The sequence below is a fragment of the Shouchella lonarensis genome, from assembly GCF_900096965.1.
GTDB lineage: Bacteria > Bacillota > Bacilli > Bacillales > Bacillaceae_D > Shouchella > Shouchella lonarensis.
Genome location: NZ_FMYM01000005.1, coordinates 64049 through 88836, shown reverse-complemented (window position 1 = coordinate 88836; position 24788 = coordinate 64049). Strand labels below are relative to the sequence as shown.

Annotated in this window: 33 protein-coding genes; 6 read left to right on the top strand and 27 right to left on the bottom strand. The window is 42.2% G+C overall.

Features of this window, described 5'->3' with window-relative positions:
- Positions 1 to 93: 93 nt before the first annotated feature.
- Positions 94 to 537: a hypothetical protein gene (locus tag BLT29_RS06380; RefSeq protein WP_090775483.1), complete on the bottom strand. Its 444-nt coding sequence runs from the start codon at positions 535 to 537 to the stop codon at positions 94 to 96.
- An 88-nt stretch (positions 538 to 625) separates the two neighbouring features.
- Between BLT29_RS06380 and BLT29_RS06375 the strand changes: the two genes are divergently transcribed.
- On the top strand, positions 626 to 1036 hold the full coding sequence (locus tag BLT29_RS06375) for a MarR family winged helix-turn-helix transcriptional regulator (RefSeq protein WP_090775482.1): 411 nt from the start codon (positions 626 to 628) through the stop codon (positions 1034 to 1036).
- Positions 1021 to 1359, top strand: a complete 339-nt coding sequence (locus tag BLT29_RS06370) for a DUF3147 family protein (protein ID WP_090775481.1) — start codon at positions 1021 to 1023, stop codon at positions 1357 to 1359. Before BLT29_RS06375 ends, BLT29_RS06370 begins: the two co-directional genes overlap by 16 nt.
- A 19-nt stretch (positions 1360 to 1378) precedes the next feature.
- Here the strand turns inward: BLT29_RS06370 and pabB are convergent, their stop codons facing one another.
- The 4 genes from pabB to BLT29_RS06350 form a co-directional block, all read right to left on the bottom strand.
- Entirely contained in the window at positions 1379 to 3436 is a 2058-nt protein-coding gene (pabB, locus tag BLT29_RS06365) for an aminodeoxychorismate synthase (RefSeq protein ID WP_090775480.1), read from the bottom strand.
- A 515-nt stretch (positions 3437 to 3951) separates the two neighbouring features.
- Entirely contained in the window at positions 3952 to 4569 is a 618-nt protein-coding gene (locus BLT29_RS06360) for an NUDIX hydrolase (protein WP_090775479.1), read from the bottom strand.
- A 19-nt stretch (positions 4570 to 4588) separates the two neighbouring features.
- Complete coding sequence (locus tag BLT29_RS06355) at positions 4589 to 5305, bottom strand: nucleotidyltransferase domain-containing protein (protein ID WP_090775478.1); 717 nt, start codon at positions 5303 to 5305, stop codon at positions 4589 to 4591.
- A 14-nt stretch (positions 5306 to 5319) separates the two neighbouring features.
- A complete protein-coding gene (locus BLT29_RS06350) occupies positions 5320 to 5826 on the bottom strand; it encodes an SdpI family protein (RefSeq protein ID WP_090775477.1) in 507 nt (168 codons plus the stop codon).
- A gap of 110 nt (positions 5827 to 5936) precedes the next feature.
- Between BLT29_RS06350 and BLT29_RS06345 the strand changes: the two genes are divergently transcribed.
- Positions 5937 to 6539: a CPBP family intramembrane glutamic endopeptidase gene (locus BLT29_RS06345; RefSeq protein WP_090775476.1), complete on the top strand. Its 603-nt coding sequence runs from the start codon at positions 5937 to 5939 to the stop codon at positions 6537 to 6539.
- A 9-nt stretch (positions 6540 to 6548) separates the two neighbouring features.
- Here the strand turns inward: BLT29_RS06345 and BLT29_RS06340 are convergent, their stop codons facing one another.
- The 6 genes from BLT29_RS06340 to BLT29_RS06315 all read right to left on the bottom strand — a co-directional run bounded on the left by BLT29_RS06340 (position 6549) and on the right by BLT29_RS06315 (position 11013).
- Entirely contained in the window at positions 6549 to 6725 is a 177-nt protein-coding gene (locus BLT29_RS06340) for a DUF4177 domain-containing protein (RefSeq protein WP_090775475.1), read from the bottom strand.
- A gap of 38 nt (positions 6726 to 6763) precedes the next feature.
- Positions 6764 to 7972, bottom strand: coding sequence for a transglutaminase-like domain-containing protein (locus tag BLT29_RS06335; protein WP_090775474.1), 1209 nt, complete (start codon positions 7970 to 7972; stop codon positions 6764 to 6766).
- Positions 7973 to 8063: 91 nt separating this feature from the next.
- The gene (locus tag BLT29_RS06330) at positions 8064 to 9458 is read right to left on the bottom strand and encodes a DCC1-like thiol-disulfide oxidoreductase family protein (RefSeq protein ID WP_176763836.1); all 1395 of its coding nucleotides are present in this window, start codon (positions 9456 to 9458) and stop codon (positions 8064 to 8066) included.
- Positions 9459 to 9484: 26 nt separating this feature from the next.
- Complete coding sequence (locus BLT29_RS06325) at positions 9485 to 10147, bottom strand: DUF5819 family protein (RefSeq protein ID WP_090775472.1); 663 nt, start codon at positions 10145 to 10147, stop codon at positions 9485 to 9487.
- Between the two features lie 59 nt (positions 10148 to 10206).
- Positions 10207 to 10551: a hypothetical protein gene (locus BLT29_RS06320; protein ID WP_090775471.1), complete on the bottom strand. Its 345-nt coding sequence runs from the start codon at positions 10549 to 10551 to the stop codon at positions 10207 to 10209.
- 63 nt (positions 10552 to 10614) lie between these two features.
- A complete protein-coding gene (locus BLT29_RS06315) occupies positions 10615 to 11013 on the bottom strand; it encodes a hypothetical protein (RefSeq protein ID WP_141769862.1) in 399 nt (132 codons plus the stop codon).
- Between the two features lie 500 nt (positions 11014 to 11513).
- Between BLT29_RS06315 and BLT29_RS06310 the strand changes: the two genes are divergently transcribed.
- Positions 11514 to 12098 (top strand): hypothetical protein, encoded by a 585-nt coding sequence (locus tag BLT29_RS06310; protein ID WP_141769861.1) that lies wholly within the window; start codon positions 11514 to 11516, stop codon positions 12096 to 12098.
- Positions 12099 to 12360: 262 nt separating this feature from the next.
- On the opposite strand, the gene BLT29_RS14020 is transcribed toward BLT29_RS06310, so the two are convergent.
- The 13 genes from BLT29_RS14020 to BLT29_RS06250 all read right to left on the bottom strand — a co-directional run bounded on the left by BLT29_RS14020 (position 12361) and on the right by BLT29_RS06250 (position 21023).
- Entirely contained in the window at positions 12361 to 12441 is an 81-nt protein-coding gene (locus tag BLT29_RS14020) for a putative holin-like toxin (protein ID WP_367576287.1), read from the bottom strand.
- Between the two features lie 322 nt (positions 12442 to 12763).
- The gene (locus BLT29_RS06305; RefSeq protein ID WP_090775468.1) at positions 12764 to 13228 is read right to left on the bottom strand and encodes an ArpU family phage packaging/lysis transcriptional regulator; all 465 of its coding nucleotides are present in this window, start codon (positions 13226 to 13228) and stop codon (positions 12764 to 12766) included.
- 11 nt (positions 13229 to 13239) lie between these two features.
- Positions 13240 to 13467: a hypothetical protein gene (locus BLT29_RS06300; RefSeq protein WP_090775467.1), complete on the bottom strand. Its 228-nt coding sequence runs from the start codon at positions 13465 to 13467 to the stop codon at positions 13240 to 13242.
- A complete protein-coding gene (locus BLT29_RS06295; RefSeq protein ID WP_090775466.1) occupies positions 13464 to 13868 on the bottom strand; it encodes a DUF3310 domain-containing protein in 405 nt (134 codons plus the stop codon). The genes BLT29_RS06300 and BLT29_RS06295 overlap by 4 nt, the downstream gene beginning before the upstream one ends.
- Complete coding sequence (locus tag BLT29_RS06290) at positions 13865 to 14056, bottom strand: hypothetical protein (protein WP_090775465.1); 192 nt, start codon at positions 14054 to 14056, stop codon at positions 13865 to 13867. Before BLT29_RS06290 ends, BLT29_RS06295 begins: the two co-directional genes overlap by 4 nt.
- A gap of 22 nt (positions 14057 to 14078) precedes the next feature.
- Positions 14079 to 14615: an ERCC4 domain-containing protein gene (locus tag BLT29_RS06285; protein WP_090775464.1), complete on the bottom strand. Its 537-nt coding sequence runs from the start codon at positions 14613 to 14615 to the stop codon at positions 14079 to 14081.
- Entirely contained in the window at positions 14612 to 15055 is a 444-nt protein-coding gene (locus BLT29_RS06280) for a hypothetical protein (RefSeq protein WP_090775463.1), read from the bottom strand. Before BLT29_RS06280 ends, BLT29_RS06285 begins: the two co-directional genes overlap by 4 nt.
- A 359-nt stretch (positions 15056 to 15414) precedes the next feature.
- Entirely contained in the window at positions 15415 to 17835 is a 2421-nt protein-coding gene (locus tag BLT29_RS06275) for a phage/plasmid primase, P4 family (protein WP_090775462.1), read from the bottom strand.
- Positions 17836 to 17905: 70 nt separating this feature from the next.
- Positions 17906 to 18646 carry a Rha family transcriptional regulator gene (locus BLT29_RS06270; RefSeq protein WP_245701143.1) on the bottom strand — a complete coding sequence of 247 codons (741 nt, stop codon included), beginning with the start codon at positions 18644 to 18646 and terminating at the stop codon, positions 17906 to 17908.
- 98 nt (positions 18647 to 18744) lie between these two features.
- A complete protein-coding gene (locus tag BLT29_RS06265) occupies positions 18745 to 19182 on the bottom strand; it encodes a DUF669 domain-containing protein (protein ID WP_176763835.1) in 438 nt (145 codons plus the stop codon).
- A 22-nt stretch (positions 19183 to 19204) separates the two neighbouring features.
- Positions 19205 to 20113, bottom strand: a complete 909-nt coding sequence (locus BLT29_RS06260) for an AAA family ATPase (RefSeq protein WP_090775460.1) — start codon at positions 20111 to 20113, stop codon at positions 19205 to 19207.
- Positions 20114 to 20119: 6 nt separating this feature from the next.
- Entirely contained in the window at positions 20120 to 20692 is a 573-nt protein-coding gene (locus BLT29_RS06255; protein WP_090775459.1) for a host-nuclease inhibitor Gam family protein, read from the bottom strand.
- A 58-nt stretch (positions 20693 to 20750) separates the two neighbouring features.
- The gene (locus tag BLT29_RS06250) at positions 20751 to 21023 is read right to left on the bottom strand and encodes a helix-turn-helix domain-containing protein (protein ID WP_090775458.1); all 273 of its coding nucleotides are present in this window, start codon (positions 21021 to 21023) and stop codon (positions 20751 to 20753) included.
- A 373-nt stretch (positions 21024 to 21396) separates the two neighbouring features.
- On the opposite strand from BLT29_RS06250, the gene BLT29_RS06245 reads away from it, so the two are divergent.
- Positions 21397 to 21831, top strand: coding sequence for a helix-turn-helix domain-containing protein (locus BLT29_RS06245; RefSeq protein ID WP_090775457.1), 435 nt, complete (start codon positions 21397 to 21399; stop codon positions 21829 to 21831).
- 545 nt (positions 21832 to 22376) lie between these two features.
- Here BLT29_RS06245 and BLT29_RS13325 read toward each other — a convergent pair.
- The gene (locus tag BLT29_RS13325; protein WP_176763834.1) at positions 22377 to 22550 is read right to left on the bottom strand and encodes a hypothetical protein; all 174 of its coding nucleotides are present in this window, start codon (positions 22548 to 22550) and stop codon (positions 22377 to 22379) included.
- A complete protein-coding gene (locus BLT29_RS06240) occupies positions 22547 to 23728 on the bottom strand; it encodes an AimR family lysis-lysogeny pheromone receptor (protein ID WP_090775456.1) in 1182 nt (393 codons plus the stop codon). Before BLT29_RS06240 ends, BLT29_RS13325 begins: the two co-directional genes overlap by 4 nt.
- A gap of 237 nt (positions 23729 to 23965) precedes the next feature.
- Here BLT29_RS06240 and BLT29_RS06235 point away from each other — a divergent pair, with 237 nt between their 5' ends.
- The gene (locus BLT29_RS06235) at positions 23966 to 24256 is read left to right on the top strand and encodes a helix-turn-helix domain-containing protein (RefSeq protein WP_090775455.1); all 291 of its coding nucleotides are present in this window, start codon (positions 23966 to 23968) and stop codon (positions 24254 to 24256) included.
- A gap of 66 nt (positions 24257 to 24322) precedes the next feature.
- Here the strand turns inward: BLT29_RS06235 and BLT29_RS06230 are convergent, their stop codons facing one another.
- A complete protein-coding gene (locus tag BLT29_RS06230) occupies positions 24323 to 24787 on the bottom strand; it encodes a hypothetical protein (protein WP_090775454.1) in 465 nt (154 codons plus the stop codon).
- Position 24788 lies beyond the last annotated feature (1 nt).

The window sequence follows — 24788 nt, the reverse complement described above, 5'->3', positions numbered from 1 at the left end:
GACAACACGTGCAGGAAATTGTTACATAAACTTTATAAATTCCATACGCCTTGCTCTCTGCCCGTGTTTGCTTCTGGGTCATTTTTCTTCTCCCTATTTGTGAAATAGTTTCCTTATAATCCGATAAAAACCCACAATCACCACAAAATAACCAAGCGCAAAAAGAGGCACATAATACCGCCATTTCATAAGCTTTTCCCATGATTCATAGGCAACAAATGCCTCTACTCCTAAAAAGGATGCAAGAAACCACCCACCGAAGAACAAAAGTCCAATTGCATACAACATAAACTCCATACTGTTCGCTTGAGAAGATTCTGCCGTGGCCGCAACCTCTGTCAAGAAGGTTTCACGAGATGTAGCACGCTTTTTTCTGAGATAGGTAGATCCATATACCACGCCTACAATCGCCCATAAATACGCAAGACTGACACCAACAACAAATAAGGCGTTTTCTCCAATTATCTGGACACCATTTACTTCTAATCCTATTGCAATGAACAAATAAAATAACGTAACGACAATCATCGCCTTCATTTTTCACACCTCTTTCTTGATATAAAAGACATTATATCGTATAATAAGATATATTCTTACCGAGCGACATAAAAGGAGTATCATCAACATGACACTTAATGATTATTGGACAGACATTTATTATTATCTACATTACCACCACGGAGAAGAGAAACTTACCCACCAAATGATTCGACTCATGCAACATATTAGTAAGACACCTGCTGCAAACGTGCGTGATGTCGCTTCGTTTTTAGAGATCTCTCATAATACAGCATCAGAACACATTAAACGGCTTGTAAAAAAAGACTACGTCGCAAAAATTCGCGCAACTCATGATGAAAGAACAGTGCTTCTTTCTTTAACTGCACGAGGAGAAAAGGCATTATTGCGACATACACATTTAGACGAAACAAAACTCGCAATCGTTTTAGCCCATTTAAGTACGGAAGAACGAGATATGGCTGCGCACGCATTGAAGCGACTGAGTGAAGAGGCGAAACGATGTTTTTCTTCCTGAAAATCATTGTCTCGGCCGTCATCATTGCCGTTATTACCGAGATCAGCCGCCGTTCCCCAACTTACGGTGGGCTCATTGCTGCCTTGCCCCTTGTCAGTTTACTTAGCTTATTTTGGCTGACAATCCAGTCAGAGACGCGTGCGCACCTCAATCAATTTACACTAGGGGTCTTGATTGGTTTGCCTGCAACAGCTGCGTTGTTGTTTGCCGTTTATATCACGATGAAGCAAGGGGCACCAGTCTGGCTTGCAATCCTGATCGGCGCCGCGACTTGGCTGACCTTTTTATGTGTACAAACATGGCTACAACAAGTCTTTCATTAACAGCCTTCTTGTTGTCTCTTCACTTACAAGACACTTCTTCCATTGCTTGCACGAGCGCCGACGCCTTTAGCCACATTTCTTCGTACTCTCCTGCTGCGGTAGACTGGACAGTCACCGCACCACCAACGCCGATCGTGGCACGACCTTCTTCAAGCACAATCGTCCGAATCACGATGTTGAAGTCGGCTGTCCCGTCTAAGCTGAAATAACCGATTGCACCTGAATAAATTCCTCTTGACTCTCCTTCTAATGAATCAATTAATGACATTGTCCGCACCTTTGGCGCACCGGTCATGGATCCGCCCGGGAATGTCGCTTGAATACAATCTATTGCGGTTACGCCGTCTCTCAATATCCCGGTAACAGTTGATACGAGTTGGTGAACCGTTTGGTAACTTTCAACTTCCATCAGTTGCGGGACGCGTACTTGACCGACTTGACATAGCTTCCCTAGATCATTTCGCAACAAGTCGACGATCATTAAATTCTCAGCCCGGTCTTTTTCACTCGTTTCCAGCGCTTTTTTCAATTGTTCATCTTCTTCAGGTGACGAGCCACGCCGCATCGTCCCTTTAATTGGCTTCGTACAAACGTGCCCACGCCGATCAATTGTGATGAATTTCTCTGGTGAAGAGCATAACACGGACAAACGATTAAAAGACATATATGCCGCATACGGAGCCGGGTTAACTCTCCGTAAATGCTGATACAAATCAAGTGACGCAACGTCAAGATTCGTCCGTAGTCTCGTTGTGTAATTCAACTCATATGTCTCCCCGTCTTTTAAGTAGGCTTGGACCTTCTCGATATTAGCACAATACTGCTGATAACTTTTGTTGCAGGTGGTCGACAAAGGCTTTCCCTTTTTCGTTTGTGTGCGCGGGTCTTTCAAATTTTGAAGATGATTCTCAATCTCTGAGAACCACGCTTCTCGTAATGTCCTATCCTCTTTTCCAGAAAAACAAACAGCGTACATTTTTTCGTCAACATGATCAAAAACAAGCATACGATCCGCAAATAAAAATGCGGCATCTGGTGTATCGGCCTGATAAATATTGGTGACGTTGTTACATTCTCTTTTTAGTTCGTAGCCAAAATAGCCGACGTATCCGCAATGGAAAGGGAAAGGCCACTCATCATGACTTTTCAACATATGCAGTTGCCTTTTTAAATAAGAGAAAATACTTTCTTGACGCGTTTCCTCTCTATCTTTAAAAACGAACTTTAATATACCGGTCGACGTATCATATGTGACAACATGGCTATTAGGCCCCGCATCATCACCCATAAAGGAATAACGCGCCGCGTCACCCGTTTTACTACTATCAAGCCAAAAAGCGTGCTTGCTTTTCGAAAACAACGTTTGGAACACAGCCTCCGAACGGTGGAAAGGCATTTCTTTTACCGTAACTTGGAAAGCCGATGACGGTTGGATGAGTGACGGCGACCGGTCCACTTTGGGCGGCTGACACTTTGCCGCTACTTTATTTCTGTGAAAAGACCGGGTTAAATCACAAAAGTTAGTGAGCAGACGTTTACCACTGTCTGTACAAATCGACTCTGGATGGTATTGTACTGCCCATAGCGGCAACGTTTTGTGACGCAACCCCATCACCGTGTGCGCTTTTGTCCACGCGATGACCTCTAAATCTTTAGGAATCGTTTCTTGCTCCACAACAAGGGAATGGTAACGAACGACTTCTGCTCCTTGTGGAATCCCTCGGAAAAGCGGATCGTCATTGTGATAAATGGGCGACAAGCGCCCGTGCATCACTTCCGGTGCGTGAACAATATTTGCACCAAAGTGATAGGCAATCCCTTGGTGCCCGAGACAAATACCTAAAACCGGTACACGTGCTTTTTCGATTACCTCTTTTGACAAGCCCATATCGACTGCCCGCTCTGGTCGCCCCGGTCCTGGGGAAATAATGATTTGATCAAAGGTATGTACCGCTAGTTCTTCAAAGCTGCACGCGTCATTTTTGACAACAACCGGCTCCGTTCCGCTCACTTCAGCAACTAGTTGATAAATGTTATATGTATAAGAATCATAGTTGTCAATTAATAATGTTCTCATGGGATCACCTGTATGATTTCCTTTATTTTAATGTGTATAGCGCCATTCTATCAAAAGCGCGCGCGTTTTTCTCGCAACGTATACTATTGGATAGATATTCTATTTTATGAGAACCCTCATAGACCTCCTGATGCCATTTAAAGGTGTACCTTGACATGACAGATACACAGTATGTATAATGAAGTCAAGCAATGCATAAAATGAGAATGACCGCCGGTGATGAACCAGCGGTCGTAGGACGCGGTCAGAGCGACCGCCCTGCAAGTGTTGGAAATACCCACCGGTCGGAGCCTGTCAAACTCAACGGTGGGTATTGTCGTCTTTCTTCGACTTCATGACTTCGAGAACGAATTTCGCAACCTTGAGACAGACCTCAACCCACGACCTTAATTCCTCCATCATGACGCAACACCTCCCTCTGCAGGGAGGTTTAGGCCACCTTGAGTTTACCCGCTATCCTACTACATACAAGTTTAATCTACCATTTTTACTCCGTCAATCATTTTACATATTGATTAGTCGACGATCACTTCTTTATGTCGATCACGTAAAAATTCGAATAACATTGCGAGTTGCGCCGTCGTATTTCTTCTATATGAAAGCGGCGGTAGTTGGTCCTCGGTGAAAAAGCCAATATCGCTCGTTTCTATGCCTTTGACTGCTTCTCCGCCTATGAGATGACATTGAATGAAGATTTTATAATAATGGAATGGTTGCGGTGGATGATGATGCTTGTTCATATCTAGCAACGCGAGTAACTTTCCTGGCGCTGTCTCGTAACCTGATTCTTCTCCCACTTCTTTAACGGCGTTCTCTGCTACCGACAAGCCAACGTCACAAAAACCTCCCGGCAATGCCCAACACCCATCATGCGTCTCTCTCACCATCAATAGTTTATTTTCTTGAAAGACAACGGCGCGAACATCAACTTTAGGCGTTTGATACCCTACTTCATTTACGAACAAATTCTTTATGTGTCCAATTTCTGTATGTGCATATGCTGCCATCATCTCATAACTTAACGCGCGTAATGTCTCGTAACGTTCACGATCATAAACGTCCTTTGAAAAATGCAAGCCAGATTGTGCTAACGCCTGTATTTGCTTGATCCACGTCAACCATTGATCGCTCAAACTTTCCCCCTCCTTTTCATCACTTCCCAACCGAAAACCCCGCAAATAACCGTCCACCATACGGAGCCAATACGCGCTCTGCCAAAGCAATGACTGCTTCTTTTTCACCCGTACTATAAAAATGCTCAAACGCAGCTACGAAGTCATGTGCAAATGGCTCGTCATACTTACGAAGCGCGCGCAGCAACCATTTTCCGTCGCCAATCCAACAGCGGTTTGTCCTTAAGACAAACTCTGCCAACCGCGTAAATAACAGTTGCGCGCTACATATCGCTTCACCTTTGTTATGACAACCAATAAAGTCATCTAACACATCGGTGATAAAATAACGTTTTGCTCGCACCTCTTCTACTGACCACGCCGCCGGACCACCGGTCAGTATATTTTGTGCTTCCGCACGAATCGGCGCTAATTCGCTTGCCCCTTTTAACACAAGCCCGTGTGCAACCATCATCGGCAATGACGGCATGGCTCGCTTAACATCAGACGCGAAATACTCCTTATATGAATGTAAGTTATGCACGAATACTTCTACCGGCCAGCCGTAAGCCACAAGTGATTCTCTATAAGATGACTGCGCATCTTCCTCAAAGAGGACCATGTCCAGATCAGATGTCGCTGTCGCTTGTCCGGTTACAACACTACCAGCAAGGATAGCGCCGTAACAATGAGGGAAGTGTTGTGCCACAAATTGCATTGCTGCTTCTTTTGCTGCTACTCTTTGTTGATCAGACATTCGCTTCTCTCTCCTTAACCTACCTGTTTCATTCTCTTATAATAATAGATTAACACTCCGATGATCCAGACAAAGAATGGACAAGTGCTGAGAAGAAGGAGGGATGCCCCCCAACCATAGCCAACAGCGATACTCGCGAGTATAATCATTACAGATAAAGTGATCACTAATAACAGCGTATGTACCATTAAATGACGGTTATAACGAATAAGCACCGCTGCATTCTCTTCTGTCACCCGGACCGGAAAGTTCATCATGCTGACCGCGAACCGCATTGGCGCTATAATAATAAACATCAATGATGCGATACTAGGGAGAAACAATAGCATCTTCTTTGAATCGTAAGAAACTTCCCCTGTAAATGACACCTGACGAGGGACTTCTTCTGGTAAATACGGTAGCCAAACGACTAATCCTATCCACATGACAACAAGTATCAGGGCCGCAACGGTATAACCAACCTTTTCAAAATTTGTCATTGGCACCTTTGTTTTCTCTAGTATCTCATAATGTTTCGGCACCAGGATCTCCTCCTTTACCTTGTTACTTCATTTCCGCCAACCTATTGCCTTCTTACACCACTTTTTCGTATAGTAAATAAGATAAGACATTAAAAAAAGGGGGGAAACAAATGTCATTCACATTCATCTCCATATTCATCCTCGCCACAATAATGTTATCCATTAGCTTCGTTTGGCAGCCACTTGACTTTTGGCTTTTACTGCCCCTCACACTCACACTGCTTGCAACGATTGCGCTCATCTCTAGTCATATTCCTATGCGCAGGCGACCAACGTTGATACATGTGACAGTCGCAAGTCTCACGGCTATCCTGCTATACATCTGCTTTGCGATTGGAAAATTACTCATCATTACAACAGGCCTTCCGCTACTAGACGCATTAGAGCGGCTTTATTCAACCGTCCGTCCAACAGAGAATTGGCATTTTGCCTTGTTATTTATCCTCATTATCCCAGCGGAGGAACTTTTTTGGCGTGGTTATGTGATCAACAAATTCCCTTACCAATGGTCGGTTGCTTCAAAAGTGGTGATTGCTGCCGCGTTGTACGCCATCGCCCACCTCGCTTCGGGAAATGTATTACTTTCCACCGCTGCATTTGTGTGTGGAATTGGCTGGGGTTGGCTCTTCATACATACGAAGTCTATTTGGCCGCCAATCATTTCTCACTTGTTGTTTAATATTTTACTGCTCGTCTTATTTCCATTAATATAACACGACATCTCACCCTTTTTGCAAAACACAAATATAATGATCTACCCCACCAAAGGTAGACACTTGTGGCACAAGCGAATGAAGCGTCCACCCATTTTGCGCATGTTCATTTAATAGATCTTCCATATTGATCGCTAATTTCTTGCCACTCAATTTTGGTTGGATTATCTCAACTTTATATTGCATGTTGTTCTCCCTCCTTTATCCAACTTCATAATGACTCGCTATAATACAGGCAACAGTAGAAAAAGCAAACAAATGCTTAAAACGCCTACATAGAGAACGCGGTTCTCGCGCCGCATAATTGCTGCCACCGAAAACACACTCGCAGCAAGCAAACAAACAGAAAAGGGTAGCGACGTATATGTTTGCAACGGCGTGATCCACGAAAGTATGTACGTGATCGCGACCAACACTGCCGCAATAAGAAAACACTTTCTTGCAACATTTTTTATAAATTGCAAGCCTTTTTGTTTTCCTTGCTCATAAATTGTCCATGAACCAACATAATCTTTGCCAAGTGGCATCTTGAGTGGCTCTTCCTCATAAAAATACACCGGTTGTAAATAAGGAATTTTCCCATTAAGCAACCCCCGCCCCCATGAAAGAGGACAATTATTCACTGGGAAAGTGACGCTGTTACGCTCTTCACTATCCGGATAACGCCCCATCGGATCATGTTCTGTCTCAATTGAAAAAATAATCCGCTGTTCTTCTATACGACCGAAATACGCTTTTGGTTTCAAAAAAGGCCACGGAGAAAGAAACTTGTTCCACCACTCGCGCTTACTTAAGTTTGCCATGCTCAAATCGACTGGCACCCATCCACTCTCTTCCAAGTAAACTTCATTCCATGCATGAGCGTGAAGGCCCTTCCCAACTGCCCACGCGCCAAACACAACCCGGCACGGAATGTTTACAGCACGACAAAGCGAGGCATACAAAAAGGAGAATTCCCCACAATCGCCTTGCTTCAACCGTAAGAATGCCAAATTGCCCCGCTCTTTTGGTGGGTGCTTATAGTGAAAGCTTAATCGCACATAGTCGAATAACGCCCGCGCTTTTTCTTCATCTGCGATGAGTTCTGCACAGACTTCTTTCGCCAACTGACAAATCTCTTCATTAATTTGTATAAAAGTAGATGACCGCAAATAATAATTGCGTTCTTCCGTCGACAAGGTCGGGATATCATGTCCTTCGTCACGTGTTTTGACCGTGATTTCATATACCTTTTCAATTGTTTCTCCTGGTGCCAACGCGTAGTAAGAAAGACGATTGCCAGCGATGTCGACCGGCACGATTTCGTCCGCTTTTCTATTTTCTAGGCAAACATTCGTCGTCTGATGGGGGTGAATAGGCAAGTCAGACAACCACAATTTCATCTGATGACTGCGACGGTTTTGAAAGACAAATTTATATGTAAATGTTTTCAATCGGCTCCCTCATCTCTTGAGTTGATTCACTCGCATGAAAAGACTCACACATTGCAGCTACCTACAAGTATGAGCCTCTTGTTTCGTTATATTACGGTATGTGGCGCTCTGATTCCTGCCATTCGCATGCTTCTTCTTCACAACTGCCAACTGGAATAATCGCGCGCCGTTCCGCAAGAAAATCATAGATTCGCTGACCAAACCCGAGCACCATCGCGATCCATAGGACTGGCACAAACAGCCAAAGAACAGGCAGTTTCCGCGCAATGAGCCATACACTTTCAATCCCTTCATACATACGTCCACTACGTTCTTCCCGCGTAATCATTCGCTTTTCGGCGCGCTCAAAATCGAGCTGATAGCGTGTCAATACTTCTTTTTCCCGGAAAGAATGGAAAACTAGTTGGTTGCTGCGGTCCCACTTCTGTAACCTTGTCATACTTTTGCGACAAACCGGACACCAACCATCATAGAAAACACTGATTTTGGCAGATACGACCCCTTCTCGTACCGGATCAGACACTTGCTCATTTTTGCGCTGCCATCGCTGCTTGATCCTTTCTACACAACGTTTTGTAAATTGAGAGATTGCGTTGTACTCACGGTCACGCAAAAATAACAACTGGTTTGCGATCATGACAAAAGAGAAAGTAAATAAACCCATGACCACTGCAATCCCTACGTGCATACCAACCACACCTGCCATCACGACATACCGCGTCCGATGGTTGACGAGCAAAAAAGGATAAGCGATTTGCACAACGATGGTCGCGTATGTCGCGGCAACAATGAGCAATTCCGAAGAAGAGATGAGTTGCTGGAAAAATGGATGGGTATATTCATTCACTTGCAAAATATAGTAAATCGCTGTCCCATTTTGCCAAAGCTCTCCCATGACTTTGTGCAAACCCGATGTGAAATACATGATACACACTTGCAACATACACGCCAAAATAGCTAAGTTATGAAACAAGTTACGCATACGCATATGCGCAAAACCAGGAGGCACTGTAATTTGCGTTGGCTCACCTCGGCGTTGCTTTAAATAACTGTCGACCGAAAAATAAGCTGTCATATTCGCAAACAAAAGATAGACAAGCAGCAAACTCATAATGTTATCGCCACCGTCTAAAATGACGCTATTTCTCGCGAATAAAGACCACGCAAAAATGAACTGAACAATACTAGCTATGCGTCCTTTATACCCAATGATAAACCACAACGTCACAAGAATCCCGGCATGAAAAATGATTTCAAAATATAATGGTGACGCATGCAGATGGTATAAAGAAAAACTTGTGTTAAACCACGCATCCACTCGCGAATCCTCTAATGTGTAAATCCCATGCGGGCCCCAAAGGAAAGCGCGTTGTGCATAGTGCATCAAATACATGTACAGTAAAATCGTCCCGTAAGCAATCCGAAGCAAGCTTGCCCCCATTAACATATGTTGCGTTTGATTCCATTGTGCAATACGATTAAACACATTCATCAACTCCTCACACGGTTAAATTAAAACATCGGGGTGACCTTTTGAGCTGGTTGCCATGTGAATTCATAAGCCTTCTGCTCACGCTCGAAGTGAACATCATCCTTTTTAGAAAAAGGAACGGCCTTTGTATCAAGTAACATAATTTGCGTTTCAACGAGCTCTTTTTCCGGGTATAAGCTCCTTAAATAAGCTTGGGCGTAGCGTGTCAGTAATTTGTCCGCGAACGCTTGACGCTCCGTCATCCTCTCTTCATTTTCAAGATCATTTAATGTTTGTTTTGCTTCTTCATTTTGGTCAGATTTGCGGTGTAGTGTTACAAGCAAATCATCATCTTCACCCATCATTGTGACAGCCCCACGCTGGATACGCACAATCCGATTATACGGGGTGAAACGGTTAGCTTGATTACGTTCAATCATGTGTGAGGTTAAATCAATCCAGTCTGTCACCTGCACCTCATCACCATCTTTTAGCTTGGCCCGCACATAAAAATCATTGTTATTCGTCGCCGGATTTGGTGCAAACAGACGCCAATTTTGCATAAACAACGGGTCCATATATTGAAAGACATGTTGACTATACTTTGCTTTCACTGGATTTAATGGGCTATTAAACAAAATTGTGTTCGCAAAATGAAAGAAAAATACTAGTAACATTCCAAGTGTGATCACCTTTTTTACCATAGATCATTCCCCTTTCAATCATCAATCAAGGGAGGCCAAAAAGGCCCTCCCTACGACTTTTACTGATCAAACGCCACTTTCACTTGCTCATAGTCTGCTTCGACACCTTCAATTCCTGGTGTAATACCGAACAGCTTTCCTTTAGCCCAGTTATATGCATCAGCACCTGCTGCTGCTGTAACACCAGCCACAAATGCGGCGCCAGCAACTTTTGCTGCGTTTACAACAACTGGGGCTGCAAGTAATGTCGGCACAGCTCCTGGCTCTACCTCATGCTCACTCACCTCTACGGTGATGACCTCACCTTGTTGCCCCGCCGGAGGACCTGCCATTGCCGAAGAACCAATCATTGATCCAAAAACAACCCCCACGCCTAACACTGAAGCAAGTAGCTTCTTTTTCATGATCAACCAGTCCCCTTTTCCACTGTTAAATTTACAAGTTTGCGACTGCTTCCCCAAACTTTCTTACTGATCAAACGCCACTTTCACCTGCTCATAATCAGCTTGGGCATTAATAACCGGCTGTTGCTCTCCAGCCAATTTCCCTTTAGCCCAGTTGTAAGCGTCCACGCCTGCAGCGCCCGTCACACCAGCTACAAACGCCCCTCCGGCAACTTTTGCTGCTTTGACAACAAGCGGCGCCGCAATGACTGTTGGGATCGCACCGGGCTCCACCTCGCGCTCACTAACTTCCACCGCCAATACTTTCCCTTCTTGTCCAGCAGGAGGACCTGCCATTGCTGAAGAACCAATCATCGTACCGAAAGCAACACCTACACCTAAGATTGCAGCTAACAATTTTTTTTCATTCTTCCGCCACCTTTCTGTTAATTCTAGGTAAAGCAATATTACGAAATTTGCCACCAAATGAAACGCTTCACCACATCCCCCCATCCATTTTTAAGATTCTAAATATGGATTAGTTCTTTGGCACTTACTACGCCACTAATTAATTTCGCTATAAAAGAACATTTTCCTGCCACAAAGTAAATTTTTTATTTATTATTTTATATAATATTATTCTTTATGACAAAAAATCTGCTGAAACGAACTAGCTATGCACATCTTCTCAATTTTTGACAGCGTTAACAGCAGCATGGTACAATGTGTTCATCAAAAACAAGTGAGAGGTATTACGACAGGTGAGTAATATGATACGAAAAAAGATCGATCTAACTGGACAACAATTTGGTAGACTCACAGTATTAACAGAAGCACCTCAGAGAGAGAATGCCCGTGTATGGATTTGTACATGTATATGCGGAAAAAAAAAGGAAGTCTTACAAACATCTCTCAGAGGAGGAACAACCAAGTCTTGTGGGTGTCTTCTTCAAGAGAGACTAAACGAAAAACAATTAGTCAACTTGACAGGTAAACAATTTGGGAAGTGGACTGTTCTAAAAGAAGCCCTTGAACGTAAACAAGATCGATATTGGTTATGTAAATGCGCATGTGGTAACGAACGAGAAGTCGCCCAGAAAGGACTTATGGCTGGAAATAGCAAATCATGTGGCTGTAATCGAATAAAGGACCTACGGGGAGGGGCATACGGCAAGCTTACTGTGTTGGAACGAGCGGAAAGACGCAACGGTCGCGTATACTGGCGTTGTGAATGTCAATGTGGAAACCGTGTTGATGTGCGAGGAGAGAGCTTAAAGAATGGCAACACCAAATCCTGTGGTTGTTTAAAAAGGGGACCAAAAAAATCACTGTCCAATCACCACAAAGATCAAAAACGAACAAGAAAAAAAGATCCAAATACCCCCATTGCCACTGCTATTAGAGGGGTGTATTTTCACAAACCTACAAACACATGGGACGCCTATGCAACCATAGGGGGACAAAAGATCTATTTAGGAAGATTCCCAAACTTAAAAGAAGCACTTATAAAACGTACAGATGCAGAAGAAAATCCATCTATCTTTCTAAATAAGGAAAAACAACATTAGCTTGCATATTGAGAAGGCTTTGTTTTCACTTATAACACACATGACGTAAGCACTATCAAAATATATAGTTTTTGCACACCGGAAATACAGTTGACGTATCCCACACACTGCATGTATACTGAACTCAAGAGATGCATAAACTAAAAATGACCACAGGTGCTAGTAACACCCATGGTCTGCAATAACCGGACTCCCTAAGAGGGACAGCCGCTTAATTTGAGGTACACAACCACCCTACTACGTTAGCAGCGCTTAAGGGTGGTTATTTCTTGTCTCGCGATGTAATTGACACAATCAAACCGCCAAAAACAAACATAAGCATCAGCGCTTCAAATGTTGTCATCACGCAACACCTCCCTTCTATGGGAAGTGCTACCACCCTTAAAGACCCGTATGTTATTGCACCGCCAGTATAGCACAGTGAAATTATCTTTGCAAACGATTAAAACAAAAACCCCTGCTCTACCAAGGGTTTCCCGAGATGACCCGTACTGGGCTCGAACCAGTGACCTCCACCCTGTCAATATCAAATAGCCCGTGTTCTCTTTTATAATGCAGTATCACCAAACCTTGATAAATCAGCTAATCATGCAAATCACTTTCTATATTTTATGCTAGTTTATCAAGGTTTTGCGTCAATTTTTGCGTCAACATTTGCGTCAAAGTCAATTGTTCCCCGACTCACTCACCACATCCAAGTCCAACGCCAGTGCCAGCTTATAGAAAGCCTTCCAGCGCAACTTATAGTAAAACTTCACACCGATTGGTGGATCAAATACATAATTATAAACCTTGGTGTCTGTCAAATATTCCGCATCTGATGACATATATCTCTTCTCGATTAAAAAACGTTCCATCTCGGGCAATCGTTGTACCGCTCTTTCTACCTTTTCGCAAAATCTTTCTCGATCAACAGAAGTATCTACATTATGAATTGCAATGCTTGCGGTTTGATCACTTGTCCCGCTCTGGCTAACAACAATATCTTTTAGAAACGATGTTGTACCAACCTGACGCTCTTCGTAATCAAAATGTTTATATAAACGATACTGCTCAAACACATCTTCAATTTCTTTTCTTGTTGCCTGTTTGTCTAAATCTGGTAAGTCTAATTTGTGCAAGTCAACCATTCCCATCACCCCTATCTTATTCCTCGCTCCATCTGTTCGGTCAAAATTAGAACCTCTTCAACCATCGCAAGTTGTCCTTTGTGGTACGCGCGTTCATGTTGATAAAGTGTGTCGTCCGTGCCTAGCCTTTCACAATTATTTATCTCCATGTCAATGCTTTCCATAACAAAGTTCAAGTCATCTTGGTAATGGAGCATCACCATTTTTAGTTCGTTGAGTGAATTTTCATCGTTTCTCATTTTGTCTCTTCCTTTTCTAAGCGTCTTAAAATCTCCCGTGCCAGTTCTAGCTGACCCAACATAAATCCGTCCATATGATCAAGCTCGCACTCTTTTTTGAATCCATTTTTATATAATTGCTCATGTTGCACCTTGATTGTCGTTTCCAAGAATTGTTGTACTCGCTCAATTTTCTTATTCATTGTCCGTTGTCCCCCTTTTTGCTCGATTAGTTTTGCCAGATACACTTGACACTTGCGCAAATCCTCCACACCATTTTTATGCTTGTATCGACTGATATACTTGATTACATTTCCCGCAAGAAATCCCTCGAACGCTTCCGCGCTCATTTTATCTTCCATATAAGCTAGTGTTTCAATCGTGCCCATGTAGTACGTTGGTCGCACTGGATCATGTTTCATTGCGCTGTCTCCTTATTCCACAGTTGTTGCCTACGACAAATCATTTTTGCATTGAAGTAAAGACCCTTTTCACGAATTGGAGTGATACACTCCCAGCCTTGCGCTTCCTTCTCCCTGATTGACTCGACTAAAGCGCCTTTATCAATACTTTTAAGGCTCAGTCCTAAAATTTGCGGATCAGCTTTCATTATTTCCATGTCTCCTTTGTTGTTAGGATTTTAGTAACTCTTTAACAAGGTATTTGAAGTGGTGGTAAATGTAATTGCCTGTTAAAGCAGGCTCAATATAAAACGTTGTAAATCCGTACCGTGCTTCAAAACTTTTTAGACTGCCCAGCAACGCTTGCGGTGTGTATTGGCTCCTGTAATTGCCTTCTAAAATTTTCCGATAACCTTCAATGTCTTCTATTAATAACGTAAATGGTGCCCGTGACGCTCGTATTAACTCATTTTCAAACCTTGTACGATTTTTGGAAGAGAAATTCCCTACAAGCTCATCGACCGTGGCTTTTCGCTCGACACATCCGCTAACGTGCAAGTCTCGCATAATGCCCATGTCCTCATTTGCGGGTATGTAGCAGCCGTAATCTCCTGTACGCATTGTCCTGTTCACGAAAGGAATTCCTTTTAATGCGAAATACTCCCGAATGTGTTCATTTTTCTTCTCGCGTGTGTCAACAGTGATCACAATCGTTTCAATGATCCTTTCTATCTCGCTTTTACTGTAACGGTACGTGAGCACTACTATCCCGCCCTCCTTTTCCTGCTGTTGCCGTAGTCGACGGCGCGTTGATAAATTTCTGCCGCCAGCTTGTCCGTCTTATCGTGCTCATAATTCGATGTTGATTCCACAGGTTGCCAACCCTTGTCATAGAGTAATTGCATGCGCTCAATGATTAGCGCTATCACTTTTTCATTTGCCCTCAAAAACTCGTCAATAGCTTTCGGATTATCGACCTCATAGTTAGTCATAAAATCCACCAACTTATCATTCACATAATCTATCTTTGCCTTTTCAGGTGAGTAATCGCCCCGCAAATATTTAGCGATCCGCGTTTTATTTTCAGCAACACATGATTTCAACGCTTCACTCACGCGACTAGAATTTACGATCTCTATTCCACCATTAACCAACTCGATTGACCCGCCTTCCACTCCCACAGAGTTGATGATTTTACTGGGATGCATATTACTGCCCTCCTCGTGTTACTTTTTGATGTTACTTTTTCAATCCCCGAAAAACCTTTATATATCAATGGTTTCAAGATCACCATGTTACTTTTTTAATTTTCAGTGTTACTTTTTCCATTCCCACAAATCCCTTATATACCAAGGGTTCTAGGTACTTGGTGTTACAAATGTTACTTTTTTGCCGATAAGTTAGTTTCTCTATAGTACAGTAGGACGTACTACATAACCCCTGTATATAAAATCTCTATAGGACTTTCTTAGAAAAAAAGTAACATAAGTAACAAAAGTAACACTGACTATAATAAGCACATTAAAAATTATCATTGTAACCCTTGGCGCTATTGGGATTAGCATGTTCACAATCCGTCTAGCTTCACTTCAATAAATGTCCGATCGGTGTTACTTTTTGTGTTACTTTTTTCTTTTTTGGTGTTACTTTTTTGATCTCTGACAAGTTGAATGTAGTCTTTCTTCAATCCAATTCCATAAAAATACATTTTATTGTAGTTTCCACGTTCTTTCTTGAATCCGCGCATTTCCAGCATTCGGTAAAATTTTTGGCTAGATGTTGCTTTTAACGTTTCGTCGTTTTTAAAACACCAATCTTTATAGTGCCCATGTAACGCTTTCGCTTCTATCTTTGCTTCGGTGTGTTTTATGCATAGCTCATCTATAAACGGCGCTAAAATGTCCATTTCCTCTCTATACACACGTGTGGACTGCTCCACCATCTCCGGCTTCTCCAAGCCTTCCTTCTGCCACTTCAACGCCCCCCGCACCATCCAAGCAAGTATGCCTGATAACTCTGCCTTTAGCTTTTGAGGTAAATCAAAATCACGGTTTTTCGGCGGTATATATGCGTTAAATGGGATCAAATGTACCCGCCGCCATATTCCCTCGTCATCATTTTTCACAATGGGTTTATGGTTAGTGCTAAAAAAGATTTTGAAGGATGGTTTGAACGTGAAGTTATCTTTAAACAAGAATCGCGCCGTGACACTATCACTTCCCGTCAATTGTTTGACTAACGATTCGTCTAGTTGTTGCCCTTCTTCGCTTTCTGACACTGCCACAAATCGACTTCCGTCCAACATAGCTATATCGGTGCTTACTCCTTCGTGCTTTTTCTTGACAAATGTCTTGGAATCCGCTTGTTTGCCGTAGTCGCCTAACACTTCCTGCAAAGTGGACACCAACGTGCTTTTACCATTTTTGCCCCCACCGTGGAAAAAGAACATGCATTGCTCTTTTGTAGAACCAGTTAGCGCATAGCCAAACGCTTTTTGTAAGTAGCCTAGCGTTTCAGTATCCGTCTTCCCTGACTTGTCCACAATAATGGTTTTTAGAAAGTTCAACCACGTAGGACATATGGCATCAGGGTCATATTCAACATCTGTCATTTGTGTTAAGTAAAGATTTTTATCATGCGGTTTAACCTCTCCCGTTGTCAAATCAACTACACCATTCGAACAGTTTAATAGCATTTCGTGCTGGTCAAATTCTCTTTTTTCAACAGGGACATATGAGCTAAGCAGATCAATGCTAGCATCAATTACCTTGCGTGACTCGCAACTCATAGCCCACTTTTTTGCTTTTATCTTTTCTTTTTCGTCCTGCACTTTATCGGCTTCTTCGTGCAATTTACCAAGAACATCCGACGCAATAACGCGCATCTTGCCCGCGCGATCCCGCCGCCATTTTTTACCGTTCCAGATCATCCATTCGAGTTCCTCACAATACCTGATGCGGTGCCCTTGATGGTGTTTTATTCGCATTGCGTTTCCAAGCTCCGTAAAATTAAATTGTGGCTGATTTTGTGCATCCGGTGCAGTCCCTGCATAGCCCTGCTTTGTTGTTTGTGCTGTCTGTGCTCTCTCCTGTTGTCTCTCCTGCTTATACTCACTGATTGTCTTGTTACACTCACATATAGCTTTTTGGATGCATAACGCACCATATGTGTTGTCCCCTCGTTGCTCGTCCCATTTGTCCCTCATCAATGACGATTGACGGAATATTGCGTCCATATGTGCCGCGTCTCTATCCAGCCAAAATGCTAGGTGGTTACATAACGCCATATCACTAGCAGAGTGATCATCATTTATTAGGTGACCGTCAAACAATTGCTTTATGGCCGCACCTCTAGCACTGCTAAACATTTTATTTAGTAACTCTTGGTCATTAAGATTGGCATACAATGCATTAGGCTGTGGATTGTGTGAATTACTCTGCACAAATTGTGGATACTTGGATTGTTTGTCCGGTATATAGGCATCCAAAACAGCTTTAATCTCGTCCGTGCGCTCTTCCACATCTACGGCATTCACTACGTTTCCAGTGAACGTAAAGTACCTGCCATGCGAATATACTTCTACGCCTTGCTTCGTATTTCTTTTTCCCATAACTAGATCGCTTTTTATAATAATGTGTAGCCCCGTGCCCGAAGGCGAACGCTCCGTATAACTGTTGAGCTTGTACACTATGTCGTGAGCAAGAGGACTAAATACATCACCCTCTATACAATGATCTATGTCGATACCCACATACGGATCAGATTCAGTAAACACAAACCCGATGCCGTCGAAGCTGCCATTTTTATATGCTTGCACCACGTCCGTAAACATTGTCCACGTCTCTGGATCATTTGGCTTGGCATGTGCACCGTTCACCTGAAACGGCACTTTACGTGGCTTATCTTCGTTCTTGGGGATCACCTTGCGCCATAGCACCCACTGTGGGCATTGTTTAAGCTCGTCCGGTATACTTGTAAAGTTATACATGCTTTACCTCCCCTCGCCTATGTAGATAAACAAGCGCCTTATGCTTTGGCTATAAAAATTACTCCTGACTTCATACAAATTCTATTTCTCTTTCCATCAATGGCACCAAGTGCTTTTCTTGCTTTAGCAGGTTATAAATAAACCAGCGCCCTTCTTGCGTCCAATTGGTATACAGTACAACCTGACCATAAATAATTTCCGTCTTGGTTTGTGTATACCCCTTGTCTTGATATTTGGCATAAAGCAACCAACACCCATTCTGTTTGTATTGCACGCCTAATTCGTTGAGGATACTATTAAGCTGTCGCGCACTCATGCCGTAGTCTTTCGCAATTTGTGATACCGTCAACAGCGATTCACTTTGCATCACTTTATCAAAGTAGGACGCTTTCGGTTCCATCTCCGCATTCTCAATTTGTAGCTTCTGTTTTTCTTCTATTGCATCGGCTGCCATACGTAGCGCATCGGGGAGCGTCTGCGGTGTCTCATGAGCAGCCTTTGTTTTTAGCTGATTTTTCATCTCTTCAAATTCGTTGACATAGACAGCAGTAAACTTGATACCTTTTGTTCCTGTCAATTTGTTGGCAACCATTTCACAACCTTTTTTGGTAAGTAGATAACATCTATAGTTCTTCCCTGCACCCGCTTTATAGCTGCTTTCTTGAAAAAAACTAGCAGCCCCCAAATTTGGGGTTTGCTCCATGATCGCTTTATACCCGTCAATATCCCGCATTAAATGGTCATGACGTTTCCCAGTCATTTCTGCCACATCGCGACTATCAACCCACAACTGACCTTTTCGCTCGATCACTTTCAATTCATTTCATCCCTTCCGATTTTTGTTAGAATCCAGATTAGCCATGCACTTTTTTATAGAGAGGAGCCGAAGCCCCTCAATTGATCGGATAATTAGAAAGGAAAGTCGCCCTGACCAACGTTAACAGGTGCAGGAGGTGCTGCTTGAGATTCCATATATTCCTTGACCTCTGGGAATCCATCTTCCCCTTTTTCGTTTTTCGGCACGGTCACTTTAATTCGCAACGGTTTGCCCATTACCGCTTTTATCCAATCATCTGCCGTTTCAATTGGCATGCCGTCCTCTAGACGTACCGCACGTGACAACTGCTGAAACCTGAATTCAGTCTTTGCCGTGTGTACAAAGTTGTCAAACCGGATTTTCTGCCCGCCGTACTCTTGGTTAACATCTTCACGGATTTCATAATCCACTGAAACCATCGGATTACCATTCTGCGTTCGGCGTTTTTCACAATTATGGACGATTACCTCATATTCGCCTGCTTTTATTTTGTTGTCGCTACCTGCTTTGTGATTCACTTTCAAAAACATCATAATTCCCCCAATATTAATTTTATTGTAGTCGTTCGTAAGCCAATTTCACGTGTTTAAGCTCGAATTCTGCTACTTTCTTACCCATTTTAAACTCGATCTGATCTAGAATTTTTCGCTTGTCCTCCTCAACTGTCACGATGACATCAATCTTATGGAGTAACTTTTGCCGTTCTTCTTCCTCCTCTGCGGCTACGTCCACACCGTGCTCAAGCCATTTGTATAGCTTTTCTCCAACTTCTGGAGACAATCGCATTCCTTCATCTTTAAATAGCATCGTGTTATCTTTGGTTGCTGTAGCTTTGTTGTTCATGTCTAGCGAAAAGTTGAGCATGAATTCATATTCTAGCTCTGCCTTTTGAATTGGCTTTGTCCCTAATTTGACAGGCTGCATGCGTCCGTGTTCATTCATTTCTATTCCATATTCCTGCTTGGTGCGTAAGGTACATATAATGTGCACATTGTTATGCGTCAACATTTTTATAAGATTCTTGATTTCTTCACTCATGCTGTCCCAATTTTTAAAAGAGTTCCCACCCATTTTTGAGTGTTGCTCTAATACCCCGCCCTCACCAAACCAATGATGGGAAAGGCTATCTATAATCACTACTTCCGCACCTGCTTTTTTTAGCGACTCAACCGCGGCTATATAGTTATCAGTATTGTAAGGTGGCGTAAAATTAACATATTGGAACCCACCTATGCGCTCTTGACCAAAACTTACGTCGGCATATTGATTACTTCGCTTGTGCTCCGTATCTGCCACACCAATCTTGCTCCACAATGTTGATTCTTCCGCATCTGGGTAGGCAGCGCGCATCATACCTAATGCAAGCAATAACGCACCTGCTGTTTTGCCCGATCCGCTCGCGCCAATCAATCCCACAATAGCTTTTTGTTTTTCCCTGCGTGCCGTATGGACTTCAAACATGTATTATCACCCCAAGTCTATCTTGTAAGTCGTTGTTTCGGGCTGGATAGTTACGCCTGCAACCTCTTGCCCGTTTTCGTCAATGACCGTTTCTTTTCCGCCAACCGTGACCACATTTAATAATTTCTTGTAGTCGCTCCACTTGACTTCTTCCTTCACCTTTACAAATTCCGTCGCGCCCGCCGTCTTAACATGCTCTAACAGCTTGTACTTGTCTGCCGCGATTGGTGTTGGTTTGCGGGTGATGCTTTTGCATCGACCATGTGGAGTTTTTAGGGTCTTAGCTGTGGGATCATATTTCAGTGCCAAACTGTGGTATTCCTGTACCAAGGATTCAAGAGATTCCCGCTTATCACGCACAGGCGCAAGCTCCGACTCTTTCCATTCTTTGATCCGTTCCATCTCTTGAGCGGCTATCTCCTCCACACTTTTTTCCTTTTCATCAAGCACGGCTAATTTCCTAAACGCCCAATTCAATTTTGCTTGATCGGTAATTTTAAAGCGTTCTTTTTCTTGCTCGTTGCCGATAAAGTCAATGCTTTCAATTTCCTGCAATTCCTTTGTTTGTAGATCATTCATGCTTTCCCCTCCCAACTAATATATAAAATTAACTTCTCATTTTTGTTAGCTTCTACTTTCATAATGCTTCCTTTGGGTGTTGCGTATTTGCAACTATTTCTTCTAAAAAAAACACGTCTTCAAACGATGCATCAAATGAATCTAATATCTTAGCAATAACGCGACCTCTTGGTGAACTGTATTCTTTGTGATTAGTCGGCAAGCTGTACCGCCATATTTGAGATCTATGAACTCCTATAGCGTCGCTTATCTCACACAGTCTCATTAATCCTTTAGCCCGCGCGATTTTTTTTAGCTTTTTTACATCTAGTCTCACACCTCGCTCTGACACCCTTTAAACCCCCAAAAAACAATTTCAATCAACTTCTTGACTTGATATTATAATTATAGCACGACTGGTTGCTAATTTGCAACCCTCTTTTTTTAAATGTCCGTAAAAGTCCTATTTAATTTTTAGACGCTTGCTTATTTCCCGTCATACCAATGGTTACGGCTATTTTGAATGTATCATCAGAAATAAAAAATGTTGCAAACAGGCAACCCCGTTGGTATACTGTTATATAGTTTTAGTTACTTTTTAATGCAATTTTAGTTACTTTTATTATTGTACGCTCCAAAAGAAATGAGACTAGAGGAAATTTTTCTGTTTTTTGTATATGTTAAATAGACCACAACCATCACAAGTCATAGGAGATGATCGAACAATGCAAAACATGAGTTACGGCAGTTTCATTGCAACACATAGAAAAAAAAGTGGCTACAAAACAATAACCTCCCTTTCAACAGCGTCTGGAATCCATAAGGGGACTTTATCTAACATTGAAAAAGAAAAAAGAAAGCCAAGCCTAGAAGCCGTCAAAACCCTATCTACACTTTTGACAACAACAACGTATAAAGAATTGATGGCTGTGTGCGGGTACTGGGACATGACAGAAGAATATAAAGAAACCTCCAAGCGAAATGCTGAAAGGTTTAGGATCGAGTTTGATCAATTAACAGACGAAGAAATACTAAAAATGCCCTTCGCCCATCAAGGAAAAGCGTTGAGCGAAGAACAAAAAAAGATATTTATAAAAGAGTTACGTAAAGCATTTGAGAAAGCCGTGTCTGAAAAACCTAATCTTGATGACTCGCAATAACTTTTGATAAAATGTCCTCCACCTCGCACGTGGAAGAAAACTTCTTTAATACGTCCGTGATTTCCATAGCTTCCTCTATGATGACTTTTTCCATGTGGTGCAAACCTCCATTTATTCTCTTCAAGCGCCCCTCATATGGAACGCCCCCAGTTATTAAGTCGAACGCTCCCCTCGAAAGGAACGCCCCTATTGGTTCATTTAACGCTTTTTAAAACGCTCCTGTGCAGGGAGCGCCTTTTTCATACTACCATCTACCATTATACAGAACCCACGTTCTTGTTTCAAGCAATATCCTTTTCCATCTCCTTCCGTATGTATCTTACTAGATGACTACAAAATGAAGAATAATGAAAAAATGTAGGAATGAATATTCATTAATTAGCTTATTAACCGCTCCCCGAATTATATCATACAGACTACATGTTTTACAGTACACTAAAGTGTACATTATCGCGCTAAAATATGGTTTAAAAAATAATAAATGTAAAATAGGGATAAAAAAAAGAGGGCGGGAAGCCCCCATAAATTGAAACTGTTTATAACAATTACCCAGGCACATTGTGCCCATCTGATTTTACGCCTTCAACGCCGATTGTGGAAGCGGCACCTGGAACATTATGCCCGAGCGGCTCCACAACTCCACTCAAACTTGCACCGACAACAGCGCTTAGGGCAACAGCACCAACAACAAGTATCTTGAGCCTCTTCATATTTTTCACGACACATCCTCCTCTTTTTTAAAAGGAATTCCAATTTCTCGTTTAACAAGCGGCAACAAGTGTAGTTTGCTTTCAACCTCGAACCGTTCTAAGGCACGCGCCAAGGTAAACTTATCTTTAGTCGCTTTACCTTTATAATATGTCAAGAAAGCGCTATCTTTACCCTGTTTTTCCACTTCCTCAATCAATCGCAATGCTTCTTCACTATTACCGCGAACAATATATTGGTGGATTTTCTCTTCCTGTACAACCCCAGTCAAGTCAAATTTTTCCCCTTGAACATTCCGTATAAAAGGATAGTCTTCCCTCTCCAACATCTCAGCATATTCTGTTAATCCCGCCTGCTTCGCATGGGATATAGCTTTTCTTATATACTGCAAACAACGTCCATCCTCAAAAAAAAGTGTGGATAACCCTAATCCATGATTGACGTATGCAAGCATCACTTCAGATGGGGAGTCATTTTTCACGGCAGACAGATATTGCTGGTGCGCTCTCTCTGAATCACCTTTAACAAACAACAAGCAATTTGCCATTGATAAAGCAGCACGACTGGCTAATACACTTTTCGTGAAACCTTGCTGAATGCGTAAAAATTTCTCTGGAAGATGGTCAATAAGAGATGTGGCTTTTTCGGTGTATCCAAGCCGCTCATATGCATAAACCTCTAATAATTCAAGCCGCGTCTTTAAAACCGTGTCAAATACATGCCCCACAAGATCGCGCGACTTATTAATAATCCCTTTATAGGACAAATTCCCTTCCAGAACCTCTAACAACAAACTATATACCATTAGCCACTCTTCTAAGTGCACATCATTTCGGTTCCGCTCAATTATTTTCCGCAGTACCTCTTTTTGGTTATACAATGTCGCATATTCCATTGCGTCTTTCAAGTGGTCACGACTTTCTCGATCCAAAGCGCATATATACTCATTCATTAAATCCATCATTCGTTCCGGCACCATTCTTTTGGTAGCAAGTATAACCTGCTCAAAGCATATCTGATCACGCATCTTTATACCATCGCTATTTTCTCCTTTAGCTAAATGCCACATCATTGCTGGTGTCCATGCATCAGCTTTCCCCCACAGACCAATTGATTCAAGCAATTCACGCGTTTTGTCTGTAATATCACGCACCGTATCCAATTCTACGGCTTTTACATCTTTGGACATCGTTCTTCCCCCTTACAAATTTTTACAAAGATCTCATAATGATCCCCGTTCGTTTATTATTCGCCGTTATAAAGAGTAATCCTTCGGCGAAAAAAACCTTGTTTTGTATTGTTCTGTCGTTTAAAGACGAAATGCTATTTTTAGATAAAAAAATTACCGCGACTGGTGTATAATGGTATACAAATAGTTTAATTTTGGGTGACTCACAAAAAACGCTGATACGAAAGGAAGTTGCATATGTCTATAAAACCAGATCACTTGCGTGCACTTAGAAAAAAAAGGAAACTGACACAAGAACAACTTGGGCAAATGCTAGGAGTAACAAAGGTGTCTGTGTCGGGTTACGAGACAGGTAACCGAAACCCTGATACATCTACATTAATAAAAATTTGTGATACATTTAACGTCTCAGCCGATTATTTATTGGGTCGTACTGTTAATGCCACCCTTCCTTTGGCAGACGAGCAGCTTACAGAAGAAGAAAACAGATTGTTACGTGAATATTTAGCGTTTCTGCGCTACAAATAGAAATATTTCAGCCATTAACAAAGAATCCCCCCTGCTAGAAAATTTCTTTTGCAAGGGGGAGTACTCCTATTTGTTCATCTGATGCCTTTCTTCTTCCATGTCATCTGATTCAATATCATCATTTATTTTCCTCCTAAAGAAGAAATAAACCCCTAACATCAAACATAAGTGTAAGAGCACAAGAGAATAGACAGGAATTCTTACGCCGTCAAAATTTATTTCTATGATATATATATATATGAAAGATAGTCCCCCATGAATATATATACCCGTTCCATTTTTACTAAATGTTTTTGACAACCAATCTATACCAAAAGAATCAAAAACACGCACAAAAATGTTTACAATCTCAGCAACAACAACGTACAAGACAATAAAAATACTGAAAAAGAACAGTGAGAAAAACGAGTCTACTTCAATCGCAAGAAACGGAATAAAGGTGAAAAACGTTCCCGCGAGAAAAATAGTTGCAACATACATCAATATAATTGCCGCGAGTACCGCCGTATATCCAATTACTTTTTTATACATT

Excerpts from the sequence above, each read along its gene's own strand:
- BLT29_RS06240 (WP_090775456.1), bottom strand. The coding sequence starts at position 23,728 with ATGTCCAAAGATGTAAAAGCCGTAGAATTGGATACGGTGCGTGATATT.
- BLT29_RS06260 (WP_090775460.1), bottom strand. The coding sequence starts at position 20,113 with ATGTTTGAAGTCCATACGGCACGCAGGGAAAAACAAAAAGCTATTGTG.
- BLT29_RS06265 (WP_176763835.1), bottom strand. The coding sequence starts at position 19,182 with ATGTTTTTGAAAGTGAATCACAAAGCAGGTAGCGACAACAAAATAAAA.
- BLT29_RS06295 (WP_090775466.1), bottom strand. The coding sequence starts at position 13,868 with ATGAAACATGATCCAGTGCGACCAACGTACTACATGGGCACGATTGAA.
- BLT29_RS06235 (WP_090775455.1), top strand. The coding sequence starts at position 23,966 with ATGTCTATAAAACCAGATCACTTGCGTGCACTTAGAAAAAAAAGGAAA.
- BLT29_RS06280 (WP_090775463.1), bottom strand. The coding sequence starts at position 15,055 with ATGCATCCCAGTAAAATCATCAACTCTGTGGGAGTGGAAGGCGGGTCA.
- BLT29_RS06305 (WP_090775468.1), bottom strand. The coding sequence starts at position 13,228 with ATGGTTGACTTGCACAAATTAGACTTACCAGATTTAGACAAACAGGCA.
- pabB (WP_090775480.1), bottom strand. The coding sequence starts at position 3,436 with ATGAGAACATTATTAATTGACAACTATGATTCTTATACATATAACATT.
- BLT29_RS06255 (WP_090775459.1), bottom strand. The coding sequence starts at position 20,692 with ATGAATGATCTACAAACAAAGGAATTGCAGGAAATTGAAAGCATTGAC.
- BLT29_RS06275 (WP_090775462.1), bottom strand. The coding sequence starts at position 17,835 with ATGTATAACTTTACAAGTATACCGGACGAGCTTAAACAATGCCCACAG.
- BLT29_RS06290 (WP_090775465.1), bottom strand. The coding sequence starts at position 14,056 with ATGAAAGCTGATCCGCAAATTTTAGGACTGAGCCTTAAAAGTATTGAT.
- BLT29_RS14020 (WP_367576287.1), bottom strand. The coding sequence starts at position 12,441 with ATGACAACATTTGAAGCGCTGATGCTTATGTTTGTTTTTGGCGGTTTG.
- BLT29_RS06375 (WP_090775482.1), top strand. The coding sequence starts at position 626 with ATGACACTTAATGATTATTGGACAGACATTTATTATTATCTACATTAC.
- BLT29_RS06345 (WP_090775476.1), top strand. The coding sequence starts at position 5,937 with ATGTCATTCACATTCATCTCCATATTCATCCTCGCCACAATAATGTTA.
- BLT29_RS06370 (WP_090775481.1), top strand. The coding sequence starts at position 1,021 with ATGTTTTTCTTCCTGAAAATCATTGTCTCGGCCGTCATCATTGCCGTT.
- BLT29_RS06245 (WP_090775457.1), top strand. The coding sequence starts at position 21,397 with ATGCAAAACATGAGTTACGGCAGTTTCATTGCAACACATAGAAAAAAA.
- BLT29_RS06340 (WP_090775475.1), bottom strand. The coding sequence starts at position 6,725 with ATGCAATATAAAGTTGAGATAATCCAACCAAAATTGAGTGGCAAGAAA.
- BLT29_RS06380 (WP_090775483.1), bottom strand. The coding sequence starts at position 537 with ATGAAGGCGATGATTGTCGTTACGTTATTTTATTTGTTCATTGCAATA.
- BLT29_RS06355 (WP_090775478.1), bottom strand. The coding sequence starts at position 5,305 with ATGTCTGATCAACAAAGAGTAGCAGCAAAAGAAGCAGCAATGCAATTT.
- BLT29_RS06300 (WP_090775467.1), bottom strand. The coding sequence starts at position 13,467 with ATGAGAAACGATGAAAATTCACTCAACGAACTAAAAATGGTGATGCTC.
- BLT29_RS06230 (WP_090775454.1), bottom strand. The coding sequence starts at position 24,787 with ATGTATAAAAAAGTAATTGGATATACGGCGGTACTCGCGGCAATTATA.
- BLT29_RS06320 (WP_090775471.1), bottom strand. The coding sequence starts at position 10,551 with ATGAAAAAGAAGCTACTTGCTTCAGTGTTAGGCGTGGGGGTTGTTTTT.
- BLT29_RS06325 (WP_090775472.1), bottom strand. The coding sequence starts at position 10,147 with ATGGTAAAAAAGGTGATCACACTTGGAATGTTACTAGTATTTTTCTTT.